The organism is Luteimonas fraxinea (genome assembly GCF_021233355.1).
Classification (GTDB): domain Bacteria; phylum Pseudomonadota; class Gammaproteobacteria; order Xanthomonadales; family Xanthomonadaceae; genus Luteimonas; species Luteimonas fraxinea.
Genome location: NZ_CP089507.1, coordinates 1,770,479 through 1,790,489, shown reverse-complemented (window position 1 = coordinate 1,790,489; position 20,011 = coordinate 1,770,479). Strand labels below are relative to the sequence as shown.

General features: G+C 69.6%; 21 protein-coding genes. 13 read left to right on the top strand and 8 right to left on the bottom strand.

Features of this window, described 5'->3' with window-relative positions; all coding sequences use genetic code 11:
- Positions 1-2,589, bottom strand: a complete 2,589-nt coding sequence (locus tag LU699_RS07965) for a hypothetical protein (RefSeq protein ID WP_232136398.1) — start codon at positions 2,587-2,589, stop codon at positions 1-3.
- A 283-nt stretch (positions 2,590-2,872) separates the two neighbouring features.
- Between LU699_RS07965 and LU699_RS07960 the strand changes: the two genes are divergently transcribed.
- The 6 genes from LU699_RS07960 (at position 2,873) to LU699_RS07935 (ending at position 7,110) form a co-directional block, all read left to right on the top strand.
- A complete protein-coding gene (locus tag LU699_RS07960) occupies positions 2,873-3,670 on the top strand; it encodes an ABC transporter ATP-binding protein (protein ID WP_232136397.1) in 798 nt (265 codons plus the stop codon).
- A complete protein-coding gene (locus LU699_RS07955; RefSeq protein WP_232136396.1) occupies positions 3,667-4,410 on the top strand; it encodes an MlaE family lipid ABC transporter permease subunit in 744 nt (247 codons plus the stop codon). The genes LU699_RS07960 and LU699_RS07955 overlap by 4 nt, the downstream gene beginning before the upstream one ends.
- Positions 4,411-4,479: 69 nt before the next feature.
- Entirely contained in the window at positions 4,480-5,034 is a 555-nt protein-coding gene (mlaD, locus tag LU699_RS07950) for an outer membrane lipid asymmetry maintenance protein MlaD (protein WP_232136395.1), read from the top strand.
- A gap of 5 nt (positions 5,035-5,039) precedes the next feature.
- On the top strand, positions 5,040-5,702 hold the full coding sequence (locus LU699_RS07945; protein WP_232580563.1) for an MlaC/ttg2D family ABC transporter substrate-binding protein: 663 nt from the start codon (positions 5,040-5,042) through the stop codon (positions 5,700-5,702).
- Positions 5,702-5,989 (top strand): STAS domain-containing protein, encoded by a 288-nt coding sequence (locus LU699_RS07940; RefSeq protein ID WP_232136394.1) that lies wholly within the window; start codon positions 5,702-5,704, stop codon positions 5,987-5,989. The genes LU699_RS07945 and LU699_RS07940 overlap by 1 nt, the downstream gene beginning before the upstream one ends.
- A gap of 38 nt (positions 5,990-6,027) precedes the next feature.
- Positions 6,028-7,110 carry an MlaA family lipoprotein gene (locus LU699_RS07935; RefSeq protein ID WP_232136393.1) on the top strand — a complete coding sequence of 361 codons (1,083 nt, stop codon included), beginning with the start codon at positions 6,028-6,030 and terminating at the stop codon, positions 7,108-7,110.
- Between the two features lie 405 nt (positions 7,111-7,515).
- On the opposite strand, the gene LU699_RS07930 is transcribed toward LU699_RS07935, so the two are convergent.
- Complete coding sequence (locus tag LU699_RS07930) at positions 7,516-8,061, bottom strand: glutathione peroxidase (RefSeq protein WP_232136392.1); 546 nt, start codon at positions 8,059-8,061, stop codon at positions 7,516-7,518.
- A gap of 150 nt (positions 8,062-8,211) precedes the next feature.
- The gene (locus LU699_RS07925; protein ID WP_232136391.1) at positions 8,212-9,663 is read right to left on the bottom strand and encodes a DNA recombination protein RmuC; all 1,452 of its coding nucleotides are present in this window, start codon (positions 9,661-9,663) and stop codon (positions 8,212-8,214) included.
- An 82-nt stretch (positions 9,664-9,745) separates the two neighbouring features.
- On the opposite strand from LU699_RS07925, the gene LU699_RS07920 reads away from it, so the two are divergent.
- The 6 genes from LU699_RS07920 to LU699_RS07895 all read left to right on the top strand — a co-directional run bounded on the left by LU699_RS07920 (position 9,746) and on the right by LU699_RS07895 (position 12,960).
- Positions 9,746-9,991 (top strand): hypothetical protein, encoded by a 246-nt coding sequence (locus tag LU699_RS07920; RefSeq protein ID WP_232580542.1) that lies wholly within the window; start codon positions 9,746-9,748, stop codon positions 9,989-9,991.
- Between the two features lie 27 nt (positions 9,992-10,018).
- On the top strand, positions 10,019-10,255 hold the full coding sequence (locus LU699_RS07915) for a DUF1653 domain-containing protein (RefSeq protein ID WP_232136389.1): 237 nt from the start codon (positions 10,019-10,021) through the stop codon (positions 10,253-10,255).
- Positions 10,256-10,348: 93 nt separating this feature from the next.
- A complete protein-coding gene (locus LU699_RS07910; RefSeq protein WP_232136388.1) occupies positions 10,349-10,780 on the top strand; it encodes a hypothetical protein in 432 nt (143 codons plus the stop codon).
- A complete protein-coding gene (locus LU699_RS07905) occupies positions 10,777-11,175 on the top strand; it encodes a VOC family protein (protein WP_232136387.1) in 399 nt (132 codons plus the stop codon). The genes LU699_RS07910 and LU699_RS07905 overlap by 4 nt, the downstream gene beginning before the upstream one ends.
- 53 nt (positions 11,176-11,228) lie before the next feature.
- A complete protein-coding gene (locus LU699_RS07900) occupies positions 11,229-12,353 on the top strand; it encodes an alpha/beta hydrolase family protein (protein ID WP_232580541.1) in 1,125 nt (374 codons plus the stop codon).
- 70 nt (positions 12,354-12,423) lie between these two features.
- Positions 12,424-12,960, top strand: coding sequence for a nucleoside 2-deoxyribosyltransferase domain-containing protein (locus LU699_RS07895; protein WP_232136385.1), 537 nt, complete (start codon positions 12,424-12,426; stop codon positions 12,958-12,960).
- A 21-nt stretch (positions 12,961-12,981) separates the two neighbouring features.
- On the opposite strand, the gene LU699_RS07890 is transcribed toward LU699_RS07895, so the two are convergent.
- Positions 12,982-14,130, bottom strand: a complete 1,149-nt coding sequence (locus tag LU699_RS07890; RefSeq protein WP_232136384.1) for an aldo/keto reductase — start codon at positions 14,128-14,130, stop codon at positions 12,982-12,984.
- A gap of 148 nt (positions 14,131-14,278) precedes the next feature.
- Between LU699_RS07890 and LU699_RS07885 the strand changes: the two genes are divergently transcribed.
- Positions 14,279-14,941, top strand: a complete 663-nt coding sequence (locus tag LU699_RS07885) for a LysE family translocator (protein ID WP_232136383.1) — start codon at positions 14,279-14,281, stop codon at positions 14,939-14,941.
- Positions 14,942-14,968: 27 nt separating this feature from the next.
- Here LU699_RS07885 and LU699_RS07880 read toward each other — a convergent pair whose 3' ends face one another.
- From LU699_RS07880 to LU699_RS07865, 4 genes are read right to left on the bottom strand one after another with little or no spacing between them, the layout of a single operon-like run.
- Positions 14,969-16,942 carry an alpha/beta hydrolase family protein gene (locus LU699_RS07880; protein ID WP_232136382.1) on the bottom strand — a complete coding sequence of 658 codons (1,974 nt, stop codon included), beginning with the start codon at positions 16,940-16,942 and terminating at the stop codon, positions 14,969-14,971.
- Complete coding sequence (locus tag LU699_RS07875; RefSeq protein ID WP_232136380.1) at positions 16,939-17,922, bottom strand: alpha/beta hydrolase; 984 nt, start codon at positions 17,920-17,922, stop codon at positions 16,939-16,941. The genes LU699_RS07880 and LU699_RS07875 overlap by 4 nt, the downstream gene beginning before the upstream one ends.
- Positions 17,919-18,551, bottom strand: a complete 633-nt coding sequence (locus LU699_RS07870; RefSeq protein ID WP_232136378.1) for an FMN-binding negative transcriptional regulator — start codon at positions 18,549-18,551, stop codon at positions 17,919-17,921. The genes LU699_RS07875 and LU699_RS07870 overlap by 4 nt, the downstream gene beginning before the upstream one ends.
- A complete protein-coding gene (locus tag LU699_RS07865; protein ID WP_232136377.1) occupies positions 18,551-20,011 on the bottom strand; it encodes an amidase family protein in 1,461 nt (486 codons plus the stop codon). The genes LU699_RS07870 and LU699_RS07865 overlap by 1 nt, the downstream gene beginning before the upstream one ends.

The following is a 20,011-nucleotide window of genomic DNA, read 5'->3' as shown; positions in this document are numbered from 1 at the left end:
TCAGAAGTAGCCCAGCACCATGTCGGCCTGCGACTGGCTCAGCGTGCCCGCTTCGACCGCATCGGCCACCGACTCGCGCACGGCGCCGGACCAGGTGTCGCCGTAGCCGCTGGTCAGTTGCGCGAACATCTCCAGACGCTGGTCGCCGCCCTCGGCGAGCAGACGCAGCACCTCGGCGCGATAGGCCGGGTCGTCGTTGTTCTTCAGCAGGTTGCCGATCTCCATTTCCCAACTCATCGAACTGCCACTGCGGTTGTAGTCGGCCAGCGCCAGGTCGCGCTGCTGCGCGGCATCACCGAACAGATCCGGCGACAGTGATTCGGCCAGCGTGGTTGCCTCCGGATAGCTGCCTTCGAGGTAGTTGCGATAGAACGTCGCCGCCTCGCCCGGGTTGCTCGGTGCGTAAGAGGAAATGCCCATCAGATCCCACGCGAAGTTGGGGTTGTCGGCGGCGAGGGCTGCCGCGAAATCCTGTACGTCGCTGCCGCTGATGCCGGCGGCGGCAGCCACTTCGGTGAACTTGCCGGCCAAGCCCGGCGCGCCGCCGATGTCGGGATAGTCGACCAGCAGCGACTGCAGCTGCGCGGGGGTGAGATCGAGGGTTTCGGACATTTCGAACAGCTGCGACGAGGAACTGATCATCTCGTCGACGATCTCCGGATCCACGCCGGCGGCGGTCAGGTATTTCTCCAGCGTCTCGCGACGCTCGTGGCCGTTGATGATCTCGCCGGCGAACGAACCCGCTGCCGAGATCACCGCGCCGATACCCGAGAGGATGAAACCGGCGGGCGCGACCGGGGTAAATTCCAGCGCGCTACCCATCACGCCGAGCACGTCGCCGAACATCGCGATCGCGTAACCGGGATTGCCGTCGGCGGCGTGGTTGAAGCTGTTGACCAGCGACGCCGAGTTGGCGATCAGGCCCAGGCCCGGCGCGAGCTTGGCGGCGAATCCGGCCGCGCCCGCGAAGCGTCCGGCGGCCTGTGCGGCCTCGCCGACCGCGGCCATGCCGCCCATGGTGCCGGCGACCAGACGGGCCGCGTTCTCGCCCGACTGGGCGAAGCCGGCGACCATGTTGACGTAGTCCTCGTTGGTGCCGGCATTGACCGCGCCGACAGCGCCCAGCACCACGCCCGCGCCTGCCACCGCGCGCATGATCGGCGAGACGGTCTGGTACTGGTTGAGATAGCCCTGCATCGCGCTGACGTCGCCACCTGCGGCGGCGTTGAGCAGTTGCGAGCCGATGCGGAAATCGTCGACGCCGGCCTTCGCCGGCCATGCCTGCACGAGGCTCTGCAGCGCGGTCTGGAACTGCGCCGAGGCCGCCGACACGTCGCCGTTGTTGCGTTCGAGCAGCTGCGCCATCGCCGAGGACGCCGCGTCTTCGAGCACCGGACCCGAGAGTTCATCGAAACCGGCGAAGGCTTCGGCCAGCGCCGAGGTCGGGCCGCCAGCGCTGATCTCGGTCAGCAGCGCGATGACTTCCTCGCCGCGTCCGTCCTGCGCCAGCCCGGTCATCGCATCGACGACCTGCTGGGCGACGGCGGGATCGCGCACGGCGGCGTCGAGCACCGCGTCGGTGTTCTGCGTGACGTGGTCGGCGAGCGCGGCGGTGGCCTCTGTCAGCCGCGTGTAGGTGCCGACGTTCTCGGGATCGGTGCGGAAGGCGGTGACGAAGGCAGCCTGCTGCTCGGGCGTCATCGGGCCGGCCTGGGCCAGCAGTCCGCCGAGCTGCTCGTCGAGCTTGGCGACGTCGTCGGCCGCGTCGGTATAGGTGTCGAGCACATTGCCCAGATCGGTGGCCGTGGTGCGGGTCGCGTCGGTGGCACCCACCTGGCCGATGCCGGCGCGGCCGGCCACGTCGGCCCAGCCGGTCTGCTGGTTGCCGAGGGCGCGCACGTCGGTTTCCGACAGCACGCCGCCATCGACCGCCGCGCCGATCGCCAGCGCGAAGGCCTCGCGGCGCGCGTCGGCATCGAAGGAGGCGTTCGCGTTGGTCACCACGTAGCCGCTGTCGTCGCGCTCGTAGAGACCGCCGTACATCGGACTGACCACCTGTTCGAGCACGCCGTCTTCCTTGGCCAGACGCACCAGCTCGGCGAGATAGGCCGGGTCGCCGGCATTGGCGACCATCAGATCGCCCAGTGCGTGCTGGGACATGATCGCCTGGCCTTCGACGCGCTCCGCGTAATCGGTAGCGGCGTCGGCGCGCTGTTCGGTCGATGTACGGCCCGAGGGCTCGGCCGTCGTGGCGGCGGGGCCTGCGCCGGCCTGCTGTTCGTAGGTCTCGCGCACGGCGGCCGGGCTGCGGGTCTGTACCGCGGACAGCACGGCATCGGCGCCGAATACCGGTTCGAGGCGTTGCAGCTGGCCGGCGTCGAGCTGCGCGGCCAGTCCGTTCAACAGGTCAGTGCGTTCGCTGACGCCGAGGTCCGCGACGTCGTCGGTCAGCGTGGCCTGCTGCTCGGGCGTCATCGCGTCGATCGCCGGGCCGGTCGTCGCGGGATCGGCCTGCCGCAGCACGTCGATGGTCGGCGGAGGCGGCGGAGGCGGGGTGTAGTCGCGGGTGGGTTCGACCGGCATGTTCATGGCAACAGATCCTCTCCGCGGGTGTCGCGGCGGCAGCGCGCCATATCTACGCCCGGCCGGTCGGTGCCACAGCTGGGGCGCGCCCTAGCCGGCGCCAGGCGGACGGCGGGGCTTCAGGCAAGTGGACAGGTTCAATCCCCGGGACACATCGCCCCGCTCCCGGGACAATTTCTGTACTCGCCAGTACACCGAATGGGTTAAGATTCAGTTTGTTCACGCCATTCTCTGCGGGTTTCGCGCGTTCTCTGCGCGATCGTCCCCCGACACCACGCCCACGAGCCGAATGCCCGACGCCAACGCCCCCGCCGTGCTGCTGCGCGATGTCCGCCTCGACCGCGGCGGGCGCAGCGTGCTGTCCGGCATCGACCTGTCGGTGCCGCGCGGCAGCGTGACCGCCGTGCTCGGTCCGTCGGGCAGCGGCAAGTCGACGCTGCTGTCCGCGTTGACCGGTGAGCTGGTGCCTGCGGCCGGTACGGTCGAAGTCTTCGGCGAGCCGGTGCCGACCCGCATGCGCGAGCTGCTGGAACTGCGCAAGGGCATCGGCGTGCTGCTGCAGGGCAACGGCCTGCTGACCGATCTGACCGCGGGCGAGAACATCGCGCTGCCGCTGCGTCTGCACACGAAATTGCCGAAGCCGGTGATCGCGCGTCTGGTCGCGATGAAGCTGCAGGCCGTGGGCCTGCGCAACGCCGGCGATCTGTATCCGCGCGAGCTGTCGGGCGGCATGGCCCGCCGCGTCGCCCTGGCGCGCGCGCTGGCGCTCGATCCGCCGCTGATGATCTACGACGAGCCGCTGACCGGGCTGGACCCGATCGCCTCGGGCGTGATCATGAGTCTGATCGGCCGCCTCAACGCCTCGCTCGGGCTGACCAGCATCATCGTCACCCACCATGTGCACGAGACGCTGCCCGTCGCCGACCACGCGATCGTGATCGCCAACGGCCGCATCGTGTTCCAGGGCACGCCGGCCGAGCTCGAGGCCACGACCGATCCGCTGGTGCGCCAGTTCCTGCGCGGCGAGCCGGACGGGCCCATCGCATTCGACCGCGGCGATCTCGCCCGCACGGAGGCTGCACGATGAGCGCCGCGATCCGCTCGCTCGGCCGCGCTGGGCTGTTCTCGTTGTCGGTGCTGCGCGCATCGAAGCCGACCGCCGATTTCTTCTCCGAGCTGGTCCGCGAGATCTACAAGATCGGCGGCCGCAGCCTGCCGATCATCGCCGTCGGCGGCGCCTTCGTCGGCCTGTCGCTGACCTTGCTCGGCTACCGCGCACTGGAAACCTACGGCGCCAGCAACCAGGTCAGCGTGCTGATCGGGCTGGGCCTGTACCGCGAACTCGCGCCGGTGCTGACCGCGCTGCTGTTCGTCGGCCGCGCCGGTAGTTCGATCTCCGCCGAACTCGGCCTGATGCGCGCCACCGACCAGATCACCGCGCTCGGCCTGATGGCGATCGATCCGGTCGCAAAGGTGGTCGCGCCGCGCTTCTGGGCCGCGGTGATCTGCGTGCCGCTGCTGACCGCGTTCTTCTGCAGCCTCGCGCTGTCGGCGAGCTGGTTCCAGGCGGTGCAGGTGCTGGGCATCGACAACGGCATGTTCTGGCAGTCGATGCAGGACGCGGTCGATTTCCGCCACGACTTCCTGACCGCGTTCGTGAAGTCGGCCGTGTTCGGCGGCACCGCCGCGCTGGTCGCCTCGTACGTGGGGTTCCACGCCGAGCCGACGATCGAGGGCACTTCGGTCGCAACGACGCGGGCGGTGGTCAATGCCTCGCTGCTGGTGCTGATGTTCAACTTCGTGATGTCCGCCTTCCTGTTCCGCTGATGTCGGCGACCTGAACTGGATTCCTTCTTTCACCGCCGCACCCGGCGGTCCGCTGCAAAGGTGACACCCATGACAAGCGCCCGTGGTCCCCGTCTCGAACTCGCCGTTGGCGCATTCCTGCTGCTCGCGCTCGCGTCGCTGCTGGTGCTGGCGATCGCGTCGACCAACGGCCAGTTCGGTTTCAGCCGCGGCGGCACGTACGATCTCAACGCCCGCTTCAGCAATCTCGGCCAGCTGCGTCCCAACGCGCCGGTCAAGGTGGGTGGCGTGACCATCGGCCGCGTGACCGGTATCGATCTGGATCCGGTGCGCTTCGACTCGATCGTGTCGATGAAGATCGAAGACCGTTTCAACGAGATCCCGGCCGACACCTCGGCGGCGATCCTCACCGGCGGACTGCTCGGCGAGAGCTACATCGGCCTCTCGGTCGGTGGCGATCTCGAAGTGCTGCAGCCGGGCGAGGAGATCGCCTTCACGTCGCCGGCGGTGGATCTGATGCAGATGGTCGGCAAGTACATGTTCGGTGGCGGCGGCGAAGGTGCCGACGCTGCCACGCCAGCCGCGCCCGAAGCCGGCACCGCGTCGCCCGACGCGTCCCCCAGTGACGAAGGAGTCCTTCCATGATCCGTATGCCCCTGATCCGTCGCGCCCTGCCGCTCGCCCTCGCTGCCGCGCTGGTGCTGCCCGCCGCCGCGTTCGCGCAGGCCCGCCCGGCCGCCGCGCCCGCCGCCAGCACCGCCCAGGCCGGCTCGCCCAGCCAGCTGGTGCTGGGCAACACCGAGCGCGTGCTCAAGACGCTGGAATCGCGCCGCGCCGAGTTCACCCGCGACCGCGGTGCGCTGCAGACCTTCATCAACAGCGAATTCAACACCGTGTTCGACCGCGACTACGCGGCGCGCCAGGTGCTGGGTCGCCACGGCCGCGGTGCGTCGGATGCCGACGTCAAGGCGTTCGGTGACGCGCTGGCCGAGAACCTGATGCGCAAGTACGGTTCGTCGCTGCTGGACTTCAACACCCAGCTGCGCGTGCGCATCAAGTCCGAAGCCCCGCTGCCGCGTGGCCTCGGCGTGCGCGTGTCGAGCGAACTGCTGCGCAGTGGCGGCGAGCCGATTCCGGTCGATTACCTGATGCGCCAGAGCGGCGGCACCTGGAAGGTGTTCGACGTGATGGTCGAAGGCGTGTCGTTCGTGCGCACCTTCCGCGAGCAGTTCGATACGCCGCTGCAGCGCAAGTCGATCCAGGAAGTCGCGCGCGATCTGCGCAGCGGCCAGATCCAGGCGACCGCCGAGTGATGGGCACGGCCGCAGCCTCGGTCCGACGCGATGGCGATGCGCTGGCGTTCGCCGGCGATGTCGTCGCTGCTTCGGTGCCGGCGCTGTGGTCGCAGGCGCAGGCCGGTCGCGCGGGCGCCGCGCGGCTGGACCTGTCCGCCGTCACCACGCTCGACAGCGCCGGCCTCGCACTGCTGGCCGAGCTCGCCGGCGATGGCGCCCTGCGCGTCGACGGCACCCCGCCGGGCCTGGCCGAACTCTGCCGCGCCTACCGTTTGACGCCGACGCTGGCCTACGTGTCCGCGTGACCCTTCTGCCCACCCCGGCCCCCCTCGGGATTCCGACGATGTCGAGCCTTGCCCCGTTCCGTTTCCTGCTGCCGCTGATCGCGTCGGCAGCGCTCGTCGCTTGTGCCGGCAACGGCGCCCCACGGGATCGCGTGCCTTCACCGGTGGCCGAGACGGTCGGTGCGCCCGCGCCCGCGATCGCCGACGTGCCCACCGCCGCGGATGCCGATGCCGCCGATGTGCCGGCCGCGCCCGATACCGGCGTGGTCATCGAGGCCTTCGACGATGCCGCCCGCGTGGCCGGCGACGCCGCGCCTGCCGACGGCACGCCGACCGATGCCGAGCTCGACTACGCCGCGCTCTACGGCGAGCCGGTGTACGACCCGATCTACGATCCCACGCTCCCCGAAGCCGCGCAGATGCCGCGCAGCTACGATCCGTGGGAGCCGCTCAACCGCAAGGTGTTCGCGTTCAACAGCGCGATCGACCGCGGGTTCGCCAAGCCGCTGGCCAAGGTCTACGCGAAGGTCGTACCGCGTCCGGTGCGTCTGGGCGTCACCAACTTCTTCAGCAATCTCGGCCAGCCGGTCAGCGCGCTCAACGCGCTGCTGCAGGGTCGTCCGAAGGCCGCGGGTCAGTCGCTGGGCCGCTTCCTGGTCAACAGCACGCTTGGCATCGGCGGCATCTTCGATCCGGCGACGGATGCGGAGATTCCGAACCAGAGTGCCGACTTCGGACAGACGATGGGCGTCTGGGGCTGGCGCGATTCGCGGTACCTCGAACTGCCGCTGTTCGGCCCGCGTACGCTGCGCGACGGTTTCGGCCTGGTCGGCGATGCCCCGCTGTCGCCGCTGCGTCAGGTCAGCGACGATCCGTGGCGCTACGGTCTGCAGGGCCTGCAGCTGGTCGACCTGCGCACGCGTCTGTTCGCCGTCGACAGCATGCGCGAAGGTGCGACCGACGAATACGCGCTGATCCGCGACGCGTGGATGCAGCGCCGCGCCTACCAGATCGAATCCGTGCGACGCGCCAACCGCGACGACGACGAGGCCGGCCTGCCGGATTACCTCTACGACGACGACGCGATGCCGACCGTCCCGGTCGACGTGATGCCGATGGTGCCGCTGTCGCCGTCGAATTGATGGCTCGGGTGTGTTGAGGTTCTGAGAAAAAGCCCCGCGAAAGCGGGGCTTTTTGTTGTAGCCCTCCCTCGTTTACGGGGGAGGGTTGGGTGGGGGCGAAGCACCCGTTGTCGGCAAATCTGGCGACGCGCGGGTGCATCCCGCGTCTGGGCATTTCGTTAGAACCGAGCGCGCGCGACGTGGCGCTTCGAGAGCGTCGCTGCGAAGAGCACGCCTGCGAAAAGCGGCCCTCACCCCAACCCCTCTCCCAAAGGGAGAGGGGCTCGTTTCATGCACGGCCGCACGCCTTCGAGCCCCTCTCCCTTTGGGAGAGGGGTTGGGGTGAGGGCGCTTCCCGCAGGAAATTCAAAGCAGAGCGCAGCATCAACCCGAACCCTGTCACCGCAGCACCCACACCCGCAACAATCACGCTCCCGCCAACGCCGCCTCCACCGCCGCACGCACGCGCGGATCGTCCGCCTTCACGTCCGGTGCGAACCGGCCCACCACATGCCCGTGGCGGTCGATCAGGAACTTCTCGAAATTCCACAGCACGCCCGGCGCCGGATTCGGCGGGCCGAAGGCGCGCAGCTTCTCGCGCATCGGGCCTTCGCCGGTCGCTTCGGGCTGCGCGGTCGTCAGCGCGGTGTACAGCGGATGGATCGACTCGCCGGTCACCGCGATCTTGGAGAACAGCGGAAAGCTGACGTCGTAGCTCAGGCTGCAGAACTGCTGGATCTCGGCGTCGCTGCCCGGCTCCTGTCCGGCGAAGTCGTTGGCTGGAAAACCCAGCACTTCCAGGCCTGCGTCGCGCTTCTCGCGATACAGCGCTTCGAGACCTTCGTACTGCGGCGTCAGGCCGCACTTGGACGCGACGTTGACGACCAGCAACACCTTGCCGGCATGCGCGCCGAGGGTGGTCGTGTCGCCGTCGATGGTCTTGAGCGGGATGTCGGTCAGCGGTGCGGTCATGGCGGTGCGCTCACGGAGAAGAAGAGGCCCGATGTTAGCGGCCCACGCGTTTCCACAAACTGACGGACCGCCACAACCGCAGCATGGGTCGAGCGCGGCGAAACCCATCACCACGCGAATCACGAACCGCGCGTCATCGCGCGGGAGCGCTTACGGCTCCTGCGACCCCTCGTCGTCCTCGTCGCCCGCCACATCGTCCAGCGCCTCGCCCAGCAGCGCCTGCGCATCGGGCCCCGGCAGCGTCTCCACACCGCGCAGGCGGCGCTCGATCGTGCGGGTCTTGCGGCTGGCCTCGCCGAGGCTCTTGCCGACCGTGGTGATCTGCTTCTCGGCCTTTTCCAGAATGCCGGCGAATTTGCCGAACTCGCTCTTCACCGCGCCCAGCACCTGCCAGACTTCGCTGGAGCGCTTCTCGATCGCCAGCGTGCGGAAGCCCATCTGCAGGCTGTTGAGCAGGGCGGTGAACGTGGTTGGGCCGGCCAGCACCACGCGATGTTCGCGCTGCAGCAGATCGACCAGACCGGCGCGGCGGATTACTTCGGCGTACAGGCCTTCGGTCGGCAGGAACATCACCGCGAAATCGGTCGTGTGCGGCGGGCACACGTATTTGTCGCTGATCGACTTCGCCTGCACGCGAATCGCGCGTTCGAGCTGCGCGGCCGAGCTCTTGAGCGCCTCGACGTCGCCCTTCTCCTGCGCGTCGATCAGGCGTTCGTAATCCTCGCGCGGGAACTTGGCGTCGACCGGCAGCCACACCACCGTGTCGTCGCCGCGACCGGGCAGACGGATCGCGAAGTCCACCGCTTCCGCGCTGTCGGGCTTCACCCGCACGCCGCGCGCGTACTGCTCCATCGTCAGCGTCTGCTCGAGGATGTTCTCCAGCTGCACTTCGCCCCAGCCGCCACGATCCTTGACGTTGGTCAGCACGCGCTTGAGGTCGCCCACCCCGGTCGCCAGCTGCTGCATTTCACCGAGGCCGCGCTGCACCTGTTCCAAGCGCTCGGACACGATCTTGAACGAGGCATCGAGACGCGTATTGAGCGTGGTCTGCAGTTTTTCGTCGACGGTCGCGCGCATCTGGTCGAGCTTGCTGGCGTTGTCGGCCTGCAGGCGCTGCAGCTGCTGTTCCAGCGTCGTGCGCATTTCGCCGATGCGCTGTTCGTTGCGCTGGGTCAGCTCGTTGAGGCGTGCGCCGAGTGCGTCGGCGAAACGCTGCTGCTGCTCGGCGCCTTCGGTGCGCGTCTTGCGCGCGTCTTCGGTCAGCGCCGCGCGCAGCACGCCGAGGCGCTCGTCGGTCGTGCGGGTGAACGTGTCGAGCCGCGCATCGGTGCGGACGGTGAACTCGTCGAGACGCTGGTCGGTGCGCGCGGCGACGGCCTGCAGCTGCGCGCCGAATGCATCGATGCGCTGCGCCTGCGACGCCGCCGAGGCATCGAGCTGCTGGCGCAGTTCGCCGCGGCCGTCGCGCTGTTCCTCGCGCAGCACGCGCTCCAGGGCGTCGCTGCCTTGGCCAGGGCGACGCAGCAGCAGAACGACGAGGAGGCCGGTCGCGATGGCGACGAGCAGCAGGATCAGGGCGAGCAGTACGAGCGTGGCATTCATCCGGTGATTCTAGCGGGCGCCGTCTCAGCGGCTGCGCCTGCATGCGAAACTCGCATCCCGAATGGCACACGAGGCGACGACGATGCAGCGCAACCGTTCGATCGACGAAGCGAAGCGGCGGTTCACCCGGCCGATGGTGATGGTCGGCCGCTGCCTGCTGCTGATCGGCGCGGGCGTGCTGGTTGCGATCCATCTGTTCGCCACCGATGGCGAGGCGCGTGATCTGGGCCGCATCGTCGGCGGCGCCGTGGTGGTGGCCGGTCTGCTCGTCTACGGCTTCGGCCTGCTGAGGTCGACGACCAGACGCGCGCCAAGCGGACGTCGCTGATCCGCGCACTTTTCAACGGAGACACCGATGTCCGATCTGCCTGCATTGCCCGCGCTCGCGCCGGGTCGCTACCGCCATTACAAGGGTCGCGACTACGACGTCATCGGTGTGGCGCGCCACAGCGAAACGCTGGAACCGGTCGTGGTCTACCGGCCGCTGTATGGCGAAGGCGCGCTGTGGGTGCGGCCGCATGCGATGTTCGTCGAAACGGTCGATATCGACGGCATCAAGGTGCCGCGCTTCGCGCGCGTCGACCACGCCTGAGTGCAGCAGATCCTGCATGTCGCGGATGCACCTGCACCGTCGCCGGGCTATCGTGCCGGCGTCAGGACGCGCCGCGTCCGCCGTGGAAGCGCCATGTCGATCCGCCCTCTCGTCTCTTTGGCCGCGCTGGCACTTGCCGGCTGCGAGGGCACCCACGATCTTGCGCGGGATGCGTGCCTGCCGTTGACCGTGCCGACGCAGGTCGTGCTGCAGCAATCAGCGGGCCTGTACGCGATCCGCGACGAACCCGCGCTGTCGCTGCAGACGCTGCCCGTCGACACCACGAACCACGCCTTCAACCGCGTGCGTCTGGTCCGCACACTCGCGCCAGGCGCACAGCTGCGTGTGGAATCGCTGGACCAGACCTGGGGATTCGATTCGGGCCTCGGGCCGATCCGCGCGCATGGCACCACCGACGATGGCGCCGCGTTCGTCTATCACTGGGGCGTCAGCGACCAGATCCAGCCGGCGCCCTGGGAAGCTGCGACGACGCCCGCGCGACGCGCCGTGAGCTGCGCGCGATGAACAGTCCCGCGCCCATCGCCCTGCGCCAGGTCGCCGTCACCGTGTCCGACTTCGACGCCGCGCTCGGCTTCTACCGCGACGTACTGGCCCTCGACTTCCTGTTCCGCGCCGGGCCCGGGCTCGCGTTTCTCGATGCGGGCGGCGTGCGGCTGATGCTGAGTACGCCGCAGGGCGCAGGCGAACCGGGTCGCAACTCGGTACTGTATTTCCACGTACACGACATCGTGCGTGTCTTCGAAGGCTGCGTTGCGAAGGGCGCCGTGGCGGAGCGCGCACCTGCGCTCGCCGCGCGGATTCCCGACCACGATCTGTGGATCGGGTTCCTGCGTGACCCGGACGGCAACCTCGTCGGGCTGATGGAAGAAGTGCGCGAGGCGCCGCCGGCTACCGGCTGACCGCGCCCCGGCGTCGTGCGATGCTCCGCCGCAGGCCCGGGGAGGTTCTGACGATGCGACATCACCTGCTGCGCAACGCCGCACTCGCGGTCGCCATCGCCCTGCTCGCAGGCTGTGCGGGCACGTCCGCGCAACCGCAGGCGCCGATCACGAGCGTGGCACCGGTGGTCGATACCGGCACGCTCGCCGGCTCGCCCTACCGCTTCGAAATTCCGGCCGACTGGAACGGCGAACTCGTCGTGCTGTTGCACGGCTACGAGACGCGCGGTGCGCCGCGTGACACGCCGTGGCCGGCCGATCCCGCGACGGCGATCTTCCTCGCCCGCGGCTATGCGGTCGCCGAAAGCGCCTATGCATCACAAGGCTGGGCGGTTGCCGATGCGATTGCTGACAGCGAACGCCTGCGCGCCCATGTCGCTGCGCGGCACGCGCCGGAACGCAGCTGGCTGCTCGGCATGTCGATGGGCGGCCTGGTCGCACTCGCAAGCCTGGAACAGCACGGCGCGGCCTATGACGGCGCGCTGTCGCTGTGTGGCGTCAATGTGCCGGCAACGCAGGTGTTCGCGGAAACGCTGCGCTCGCTGGTCGCGTTCGATGTCCTGTTTCCCGATGCCGACCTGCCGGGCGGCCGTCTGTCCGATCCCGCGGCACCCCCGCTCGATGATCCGCGCGCCGACCAGGTCGCGTTGATGCAGGCGATCGGCACTGCGCTCGCAGCCAACCCCGACGCCGCCGCTACGCTGGCGCGCGCACTGGAAGTCGCGCCCGATGCGCTCGCCGGCACGCTCAGCCTGCACGTGCTGGTACAGCGCGAAATGATCGCGCGCGCGGGCGGTCTGCCGGTCGGCAATCGCGACACGGTGTACAGCGGCTTCGGCGACGATGCCGCGTTCAACGCAGGCGTGCGTCGCTACACCGCCAGCCCGCAGGCGATGGCCTATCTGGACGACACCACCGAGCTGCGCGGCAACATCGGCAAGCCGCTGGTGCTGCGCTACAACCAGAACGATCCGACGATTCCGCCACGTTGGCAGAGCGTCTATCCCGCGCTCGCAGCAACGGCGGGGCATGCCGACAAGGTGACGGTGCTGCCGCCGGCGGGAGAAGGCCACTGCGGCTTTTCGCCCGAGCAGATCGACGAAGCCTTCGATGTGCTGACCGCGCGGCCGCCACGTTGAGCAATCGGTGACACGAACACGACGGCGGGCGTCTGCGATCATGGCGCGTCCCTGACTGCGTGTGCCCGTGATGTCCCGATGCCTGTTCGTTGCGCTGTGTCTGTTCGCCCTCGCGCCGCTGTCGGCGTCCGCCGCGACGACGATCACCTCACCCGACGCAATTGCCGACGATGCGCGCCAGAAGGTGTTCCTCGCCGGCAGTATCGAAATGGGCCGTGCCGGTGACTGGCAACAGGACGTGCAGGACGCGCTGGCCGATCTCGACGTGGTGCTGCTCAACCCGCGCCGCGCCGACTGGAATCCCGAGTGGCGACCCGAGGCTGACGAGCCCGAGTTCCGCCGTCAGGTGGAATGGGAACTCGACGCGCTGGAGCGCGCCGATCTCGTGCTGATGTATTTCGCACCCGGCACGCAGAGCCCGATCACGCTGCTGGAATTCGGCCTGTACGCCCGCTCGGGCAAGCTGCTGCTCGCCGCGCCGGCGGGCTACTTCCGCAAAGGCAATCTCGACATCACCGCCGAGCGCTACGCGGTGCCGAGGTACGAGACCTTGCCGGCACTGATCGACGCGGTGCGTGCGCGCGTCGCGGCACGTCCGGCGCCGTAGCGCCGGACGCGTTCAACGGTCTCAAGCCGCGTTCGGCACCGGCGCGTTCGCGGTGATGATCTTCGCGGCGCGCAGGTCCGACCACACCGCCGCCGGAATCGCGACCGACATCGATTCGATGTTCGCGGCCACCTGTTCGGCATTGCGCGAGCCCGGCACGATCGCCGAGACCACTTCGGGTGCGTTGGCGAACTGCAGCGCAACGGTGCGCAGATCGACGCCGTGCGCGCGCACGATCTCTTCGGCCTTCGCGCGCTTCTGCTGCGCATCCGGCGGCACCGGCTGCGAGCCGTAGAGGTACCGGTCGCGCCCGGCGAGAAAGCCGGCCAGCAACGGCGAACCGACGATCACCGAGATGCCGCGCGTGGCGAGGTGCGGGAAGGTGTGTTCGAGCGCATTCGTGTGGTCGAGCAGCGAGTACTGGCAGGCGAGGAGGAAGATGTCCGGATCGGCGACCTCGATCGCGCGCATCGCCGGGTCCGGCGTGTTGACGCCCATGCCCCAGGCCTTGATCAGGCCCTCCTCGCGCATCTTCGTCAGTTCCGGGAACGCACCGGTGCGCGCCTGCTCGAAGTACTCGAGCCAGCGCTCGCCCATGTCGCCGTTGTCGGGCGACAGATCGTGCACGAGCACGATGTCGAGCGAATCGATGCCGAGACGCTGCAGGCTGTCCTCGACAGAACGTCGCGTGCCCTCGGCGCTGTAGTCGTAGCGATACGCGAACGGCGGCGGCTCCTTCCAGCTGACCTTCGGCGTCTCCTTCGTCGCGGTCAGCAGGCGGCCGACCTTGCTGGAGATGACGTACTCCTCGCGCGGCTTCTGGCCCAGCACATGGCCGAAGCGACGCTCGGAACGGCCCAGGCCGTACCAGGGCGAGGTGTCGAACAGGCGCATGCCGCCATCCCACGCCGCTTCCAGCGTGGCCTGCGCGTCGTCTTCGGTGACCACTGCCCAGTTGTTGCCGAGCGGCGCACCGCCGAGACCGACACGCGCGGTCGGGCGGTATTTGCGACCGCCCGCGGGATTGGTCGGCAATGGACTGGCGCCACGACGGCCCTGCGTCGGCAGGACATCCCCGGGTGTGGTCTGCGCACTGGCGATCAGCGGCGCGGCGGCGAGGGTGGCAGCGCCGAGCGCGGCGGCGGACAGAAAGGTGCGACGTGAATGCATGGGGATCTCCGGCAGCAGGGAATTGCGACCATCGCCTCCCGGCCGTCTGGCCGCCCTGCGTCGATGCCCGCGACTGCATACCGTGCCAGCCGCGCCGACGAGGCGCCGTGAACCGGCATCGAAACGCGCAGCCCGGTGCCGATCGCGCGTGTCGCCTGCGTATCATTCGCGCTCGATCCGCGGCGGTGACGACATGGGCTGGATGGGCATTTCCGATCTGCCGACCTTCGTGGTCGCGGTGCTCGTGTTCCTCGCGATTCCGGGGCCGGGCACTTTCGCGTTGCTGACCGCGACCGCGCGCGGCGGCGTGCGCGGCGGCTACGCGGCGTTCTTCGGGCTGGCGCTCGGCGACCAGATCCTGCTGTGGCTGGCTGCAGGCGGCGTGGCCGCATTGCTCGCCGCCAATCCGATGCTGTTCCGCGGCGTGCAGTGGCTCGGCGCGGCGTATCTGGTGTGGATCGGCGTGCAGCTGCTGCGCAGTCGCGGCGACGGCTCGGGCATGGTCTCGATGGGCAGCGGCCACTGGTTCCGGCAGGGCCTGCTGATCACGCTGCTCAATCCGAAGGCCGTGCTGTTCTACATGGCGTTCTTTCCGCTGTTCATCGATCCGGCGCAGCACCGCGGCGTCGCGACGTTCGCGACGATGTCGGCGCTGATCTGCGTGCTGGGCCTGCTGTACTGCTCGCTGCTGATCCTCGCCGGACACGCGCTGCGCGCACGCGTCGCCCGCGATCCGCGGATCACCACGTGGCTGCGGCGGATCGCCGGCGCGTGCCTGGTCGGCTTCGGCGTCCGCCTCGCGTTCAACTGAAATGCTTCGGCGCGTGTCGAAACACGCTCAACGCAAGCTGCGATCGAGCCAGTCGACGACGCGCTGCTGCAGATCGATTTCGTGCGCCTGTTCGTGGAACCAGTGCGGGCCGCGCGGGTAGGTCACCAGTTCGACCGGCGTGCCGTTGAAGCGCAAGGCGCGATGGAACATCTGCGCCTGCGACAGCGGCACGCGTGCATCGGCTTCCCCGTGCAGCAGCAGCACCGGCACGCGCACATCCTTCGCGTGATGCACCGGCGACTGCGCGTCGTAGGTGCGCCGTTCGTGCAGCGGATCGCCGAAGTAGCCGGGCAGGTAATCCGGCACGTCGTTGGTCAGCGCCGCGCTGGCGAGATCGAGCACGCCGGCGCCGACGATTGCAGTGCGGAACCGGTCGCTGCGCGCGACCGCCCACGCCGACAGGTAACCGCCGTAACTCCAGCCGCCGATCGCGAGGCGCTTCGGGTCGATCACGCCTTCGGCCTCCAGCAGATCGACGCCGTCGAGCACGTCCTGCAGCGGGCCGTCACCCCAGTCGCCGCGGGCGAGTTCGGCGAACGCACTGCCATGGCCTTCGGAGCCGCGCGGATTCGGCAGCAACACGGCGTACCCGCGCGTGGCGAGCAGCTGCGCCCATTCGTGCCACGAGCCCTGCCAGCCCGACCACCACGCCCACGCCGGTCCGCCGTGGATCTGCACCAGCGTCGGCAGCGGCGTCGCGCCGTCCCAGTCCGACGGCGTGACCAGCAGGCCGCTGATCGCGCGTCCGTCGCGCGACGACGCCCATTCGAGCTCGCGCACGCGCCCGAGCGCCCAGTCCGCGACCTGCGGCTGGTGATCGCTGCGTTGCGCGAGTCGCGTGCCGTCCCAGGTCCACACATTCCCTGGGCTGTCGTCGCGCAGGCCGAGATAGGCGATGCGGCCATCGGCGGATGCGGTAAAGCTGCGATACGGAATCTGCGGCTGCGCGAGTTCGGTGGCCGCGCCGCTCGACGCATCGAGCTGCAACAGCGCGCCGCGGATACCGCGCTGGCCCTGGCCGAGCAGCGTGGTGTCGGTCTGCCAGCGCGCGAGCCACAGCGTGCCGGGCCAGGACTCACCGAGTGCGACCTGCGTGCCGCGCGCGATATTGCGGACGATCGGCGTCGCGACCATGCCGTGCGCACCGAGCCGGCCGTACAGCAGGCGCGTCCCGTCCGGCGACCACTGCAGCGGATGCGCGGACGCGTGCGGTTCCAGCACATCGCCGATGCGGCCGCTGTCGACATCCAGCAGCACGACCGCCGAGTCGTACCAGAAGTCGTTGAGCGTGGTGCCGGTCGAGCGGCGCAGCGCCAGCGTGCGGCCATCGGGCGACCAGGCGAGATCGTGGATCTGCATCCCGGTCGGCGTCAGCACGCGCGCCGCGCCGGTTTCGAGGTCCTGCAGCCAGACACGCGAGAACCGCGTGGGCTGTTCGACGACGACCGCATCGTCCTTGGCCGCGATGCGAGCGGCGTCTGCGTGCGAGGGCGCATCGGTCGCAATCCAGGCAAGGCGGCGGCCATCGGCGGACAGATCGAAGGTGGCGACGTCGGTCGCGGCGCGGGTCAGCAGCGTCGCCTGCGTGCCGTCGGCAGCGACGCGCCAGACCTGGTTCGCGCCGAGTGTCTGCCCGCCCGGCACGGGCCGGTCCGACAGGAACAGCAGCTGCTTGCCGTCGCGCGACCAGCGCGGTTGACGGTCGCTGGCCTCGGCAGGCGTGGGGATTACGCGCGGCGCAGCATCGCCGTCGAAGGCCACGCGCCACAGCTGTGTGCGCGGCGGTTTGCCGTCCGCGCGCGGCGTACCGACGGTGTAGGCGATCTTGCGGCCATCGGGACTGATCTGCGGATCGTCGACCGCGGCCAGCGCGGCGATGTCCTGCGGCGTCGGCACATGCGCGTGGGTTGTGGGTGCCTGCGCGGAAGCGAGCGGCGCCAGCGACAGCAGCGCGCACGACAGCAGCAGAGATCGGATCATGCGGAAGCGTCCTGCGTCACGGCGAGATGGATGCGCAGCCAGCCTGCACCACGCGCGAGTGCGTCGCGCGCGATCTCCGAAGTCGACATCGCCTCGATGAAACTGTGCGGCGTACGCGGATACGCGAGCGCATCGACCTGCACGCCGGCGGCGCGCAGCCGCGTCGCCATCGCCGCGCTCTGCGCCGCCAGAACATCGCGTTCGCCCCACAGCAGCAGCGTCGGCGGCAGATCGTGCAGGCTGGCGTGTGCGGGCACGGCGTAGCCATCGCGGCACGCGGCGGCGTCCGGTCCCAGATACGCGGTCCAGTAAGCCGCCATCTCGTCGGCACTGAGCATGTCGTCGGCGGTGCCGAGCGTGCGTACGGAATCTGCGTCCAGCGCGGTATCGAAAGCGCCGTAGAGCAGCAGCAGCGCGTCGATGCCGCCATGCGCGCCGACATCGCGCAGCCGCAGTGCAGTCGCGAGCGCAAGGTTTGCACCTGCCGAGTCGCCGCCCAGCGCCAGGCGTGTCGCGTCGATGCCGAAGATTTCGGGCTGCTCGCGCAGTGCGCGGATCGCGGCGATGCACTGCTCCAGCGCGACCGGATACGGATGTTCCGGGGCCAGCGCGTAGTCCACGCCGATGACGACGACGCCAGCGCGCTCGGCGAGTTCGCGCATCAGCCGGTCGTGCGTATCGAGACTGAAGAGACACCAGCCGCCACCATGCAGATACACCAGCGCCTGCGCCTGCGCGGCGATGCCCTGCGGTCGATGCACGCGCACGTCAAAACCGTCGGCGCCGTGTGCGATCCGGTGCGCCGTGGTCGTCGCCATCACCGGTCCGCCGGCGCGCCACGGCGTGCGGACGGTCTCCGCGATCGCGCGCTGTTGCGGCCAGTCGAGGCGTCGACCACCGGCGAGGCGCGCGCCTTCGCTGCAGACCGTGTGCACGAAGGTGCGCAGCGCCGGATCCAATGCATCGAGACTCGCGCTCATGCGGGGCGGTCCGCGTCGAAATCGCGCATCCAGGCGACGAGATCGTGTTCGCCGCCGCTGACCAGACCCGCGATCAGTTGCGCGAAATCGTGTGGTGCTTCGTCCTGACCGAGCTTGAAGGTGGCGCGGGTGTCGAGGATCCGTCCGCGCAACGCGGTGACGCCCTGCGCGAGCCGCGCGTAGCGTTCGCCCATTTCCGGCAGCGCCCACGCATTCGGACGCCCGGCCTCCATCGATGTGACCAGCGCGTCGAGTTCGTCAGCGATGTCGGCGTCGGTTTCGCTGCAGTCGACGTGCAACGTGAACGCAGCGGCCGCGTAGTTCCAGCTCGGCGCCTGGGTGCGATCGTCGAGCCAGCTTGGCGACACATAGGCATGCGGCCCGATCACCAGCGCGTACGCGATCGGATCGCGGCGCAGACGCGCGACGTGCGGATTGCGACGCGCGACGTGTCCGCGCAGCGCGACCAGTCGGCCTTCGGCATCGATCTCGGTGCGCAGCGGCAACGGCGTGAACGCGGCATCGTCGCCGCCGGCGGAGACCAGCCATGCGAACGGCTGCGCGTCGAGCAGGCGCAGCACGTCGCCGTCGTGGCGCGGTGCGTATCGGGAATCGCGGGCGTGGCCCATCAGCGTATGTCCTGTGTAGCGGCTACCGAGACCGGCGGCCAACGGTCGCACCAGGGCGCGGCCGATTCCAGTTCGAAGGCGAGGGCAAGCAGTGTGGCTTCGTGTCCGCGATCGGCGGCGAACTGCAGACCGATCGGCAGACCGTCGCGGCTGTGCGCGAGCGGCAGCGAGATCGCCGGCGTGCCGGCCAGATTCTGCAGCGGCGTATACGAGATCCACTCGAACATCGCCGGCATCAGCGCGTCGAACTCACGATCGGGCGCGAGTGTGCCGAGCGTCGGCGGCGGCGTGCGCAGCGTCGGGCACAGCAGCACGTCGTGGCGCGCGTGGAAGTTGGCGAATGCCGCAGGCAGGGCTGCCACCGTCGTCCAGGCCTGTTCGAGTTCGGGCACGCCGCAATGCGTCTCGTGCCAGTGCGCGAGGCCGCGCGTCCACGGTTCGAGCGCACGTTCGGCGAACGCAATGCCGCCCTGTGCGACCGCGAGTTCGACCGCGTCCGCACCGAGCCGCGACCACAAGGTGTACAGCGCGGCCCACACCGCCTCGCCCGGCAGTGGCCAGGCGACCGGCTCGATGTGGTGGCCGAGCGATTCGCACAGGCGCGCCGTGGCATCGAGCGCGGCGGCGACTTCCGGATCGGGCGCGAGCCCGGGCAACGCATCGACGACCAGACCGATGCGCAGACGGCGCGCGTTCGGCCCGGTCACCACGGCGGACGAATCCGGGTGCGCGGCGGCGAAGGCCCACGCGGTATCGCGCACGCTGCGCGACATCAGGCTGTCGGCGACGATCAGGTCTTCGATCGCATGACGCCCGCGTACCGGCACGCAGGCCCCGCGTCCGGGTTTGAGGCCGACGACGCCGCAGGCGGACGCGGGAATCCGGATCGACCCCGCCCCGTCGCTGCCATGCGCCAGCGGCACGATGCCGGCCGCGAGCGCTGCGCCGGCGCCGCCGCTGGAACCGCCGGGCGAGTGCGTCAGCGACCACGGGTTCGCAGTGACCGGGCCGAGCAGCGGTTCGGTGGACCCCATCAGGCCGAACTCGGGCATCGCGCTCTTGCCGATCGCGACGAGACCGGCGGCCTCGAAGCGCCGGACGAAAGGCGAGGCTTCGTCTGCGGTCGCAAGCATGCCGGTGCGGCTGCGCGAACCGCCACGCGTCGGCATGCCGGGCACGCGCAGCGAATCCTTCGGCAGCCACGGCACGCCGGCCAGCGGCGCGGCGGGATCGACGCCGGCGGCATCGAGTGCGCGCGCGTGCCGGCGGGCCGCATCGAACGCGGTATGGCTCAGCGCGCCGAGCACGGGATCGAAATGGCGGGCGCGGAGAATCGCCGCGTCGGTGAGGTCCAGCGCACCCAGCTCGCCGCGTGCGCGCAGCGCGGCCTGGGCGTGGGCGTCCAGCCGGCCGAGCGCGAGCGCATCGGCGTGGCCGGCCGTGGAATCGAACACGGTCAT